The organism is Agrobacterium sp. CCNWLW155, from assembly GCF_036888815.1.
Taxonomy (GTDB): Bacteria; Pseudomonadota; Alphaproteobacteria; order Rhizobiales; family Rhizobiaceae; genus Agrobacterium; species Agrobacterium radiobacter.
Map to the genome: position 1 here is coordinate 1 of NZ_JBAKFW010000047.1, position 2,497 is coordinate 2,497.

Consider the following 2,497-nt stretch of genomic DNA (forward strand, 5'->3'; position numbering starts at 1 on the left):
ATTACGCCATGCTGGACGCGCCAGCCATGGCCGCATAACTTAAACCAAACGGTCTCCGGTAAAGCCGGGGCGGTTCACTATCGTGGATTTTGTTTACCCTGAGAGCGGAACCTACAGTTTTAAGTTTCAATCTCCTTCTGGCAGCAACGCCCCGCCCCTTAAAACTCGGGAGGTTTTAACTGGCAGTGCTGAGGTAGCCGATCCGGAAACCAAAAAGCAGGTGAGTTGGCCCTCGATGAGCGTCATTTATGTTGGAGGTGCCACCTATGATGAGGGATGGGCGCGGATATTCGCTTCCACTTTCGATCTGGCTTTCAATAGCGAGGATAAAGCTGCCGGTCCTATCGAGCGTTTCTCTGCGGGCCGTGTTTTATCGTTGTCCCGGAGCGCGATTGAAACCTTTGTGAGGGATTCCAAATGAGCCAGTTACTTGTAGTGGTGAGGTCATTTCGTCTCAATAAAATATTGGTCCGGGTGGTATTGTCTTCCACGGCGATTGGAGAGGATTATCGTAATTTTAGACTTCATTGGAAAAGATTGCGCGCTGGATCATCAGGCCATCCGAAACAGGAATTTCGCGGCGAGGATTTATCCCGAATTTCCAAGCGGGGAGGAAATCGCTCTTGTCGCCGCGCGTATCGGTAGTGACGAGATTGATTTCGCTGCTTACGAGTTCGGTCAGCCTCCGCGCCAATTTTCACCGCAACCGGTAGGGTTGGTGCTTGACGCACTGTTTGAAAATTCGCCTTATGGCCTTCTGACCCATTTTTCAGGTCATGATCTCTGGATCTGGGCGCCGGAGGATCACGAATACCTCGTTGTCTTTGGTGATACCAATCTGGTCCAGGCGATAGAACGAAGTGACATATTCTCATACAGCTTTGCTGAATATCTGGGCAGTGGTGTTTTGTCGCAAGCGACAGTCACGCATCTTCGCTGCGTAGCATCGAGCTATACGATCGGGTAATAGCGGGCGAGCCCACTGAGGGCGGATCATGGATGTGCTGGAAGAGGCCGGGAATGTGTTCGCTGGCCGGCTCAAGGGTAACCTAAGCACAACATTTTCACGACGACACCTAACTATACAGCATATTAGGAGATGTTCGACGAGCGTGATCTGTTATGCATGAAGCAACGCCTCCGGAGAAGAAAACTTTTTCGCCATTCTGCTGACATAGAAGTCCGGTGTTTTAGTTAAAGCAGAGAGACTATCATCATCGCCCAAAAAAAGACGAGCATGGCGATACAGGCCGGACGGAAGAGATAAAATCGCTGCCAGTTCGTGAGGCGGAGGTCGTTGTAGTGCATTGATCTGTCAAGTCTGACGTGATCCATGTCGCTGTCGACAGAAAAATCGCCACCGTTCTTCTTGTAGAATCGATACTCCCGAACCTGCGTAACAATCTGTTGTACAGCCAGAAGGCTAACCGCGATCAGGGCCGCTGAAAAAATAACGATCTCAAGTATCAGCAAAGTGTTTCTCCTGTGCTATCGGTTGAAACGGCGACGTATCCGGGTTTGAATCAAATCGTGGGAGACGAAGTGCCAAATGGATGTAATTGTCGTTCAAAACTACGCAATGTCGATTTTTTCGTCCAGTATCTGACTAGGGTCAGGACCCATTGATTTGATGCGTCGGATGTGGTTCAGGCCCCGCAAGGAGACTGATCATGAGCGACCTTTATTGGCTGACAGATGAGCAAATGGCGCGGCTTGCGCCGTATTTTCCCAAGAGCCACGGCAAGCCTCGGGTTGATGACCGCCGTGTTCTGAGCGGGATCATTTTTGTCAATCGCAATGGCTTGCGGTGGCGGGATGCACCCCGGGAGTACGGGCCGCACAAGACGCTCTGTAACCGTTGGAAGCGTTGGGGTGTTATGGGCGTGTTTGGCCGGGTGATGGAAGGTCTTGCCGTCGAGAGCGCAGATCCGAAGACCGTCATGATTGACGCAACCTATTTGAAGGCGCATCGCACGGCCTCAAGCCTGCGATTAGAAAAGGGGGGCTTGGGCGGTTAATCGGGCGCACCAAGGGCGGCATGAACACGAAGTTGCATGCTCTCGCCGATGCGAATGGTCGACCGCTCAGCTTCTTCATAACCGCCGGTCAGATAAGCGATTATACCGGCGCAGCTGCCCTGCTCGATGATCTGCCCAAGGCGCAGTGGATGCTGGCCGACCGTGGATATGACGCCGACTGGTTCAGGGATGCCCTGCAGCAGAAGGGTATTAAACCCTGCATTCCCGGTCCCTGCCGGTCAAATACGACAAGCGTCGATACACGCGCCGCAACCGCATCGAGATCATGTTCGGTCGCCTCAAGGATTGGCGCAGCGTCGCCACCCGGTACGACCGATGTCCGACTGTCTTCTTCTCCGCCCTCGCTCTGGCCGCAACCGTCATCTTCTGGCTGTGATCAACGAGATGCTGTAACGGGGCCCGCGCCGCGCACCACCGACTCAAGCATCTTGCAATTGCTCACGGCAAGCTGTCGCTGT

The 2,497-nt window shown here is 53.2% G+C and carries 3 protein-coding genes and 1 pseudogene; 3 read left to right on the forward strand and 1 reads right to left on the reverse strand.

Annotated features, from left to right (window positions below):
• Positions 1-82: 82 nt before the first annotated feature.
• Together V6S97_RS28975 and V6S97_RS28980 are read left to right on the forward strand one after the other, a co-directional pair.
• A complete protein-coding gene (locus V6S97_RS28975) occupies positions 83-421 on the forward strand; it encodes a hypothetical protein (protein ID WP_334428430.1) in 339 nt (112 codons plus the stop codon).
• 75 nt (positions 422-496) lie between these two features.
• Complete coding sequence (locus tag V6S97_RS28980; protein ID WP_334428431.1) at positions 497-967, forward strand: hypothetical protein; 471 nt, start codon at positions 497-499, stop codon at positions 965-967.
• A 227-nt stretch (positions 968-1,194) separates the two neighbouring features.
• On the opposite strand, the gene V6S97_RS28985 is transcribed toward V6S97_RS28980, so the two are convergent.
• Entirely contained in the window at positions 1,195-1,473 is a 279-nt protein-coding gene (locus tag V6S97_RS28985) for a hypothetical protein (RefSeq protein WP_020811808.1), read from the reverse strand.
• Between the two features lie 197 nt (positions 1,474-1,670).
• On the opposite strand from V6S97_RS28985, the pseudogene V6S97_RS28990 reads away from it, so the two are divergent.
• Positions 1,671-2,415: pseudogene (locus V6S97_RS28990) on the forward strand (IS5 family transposase).
• Positions 2,416-2,497: the final 82 nt, after the last annotated feature.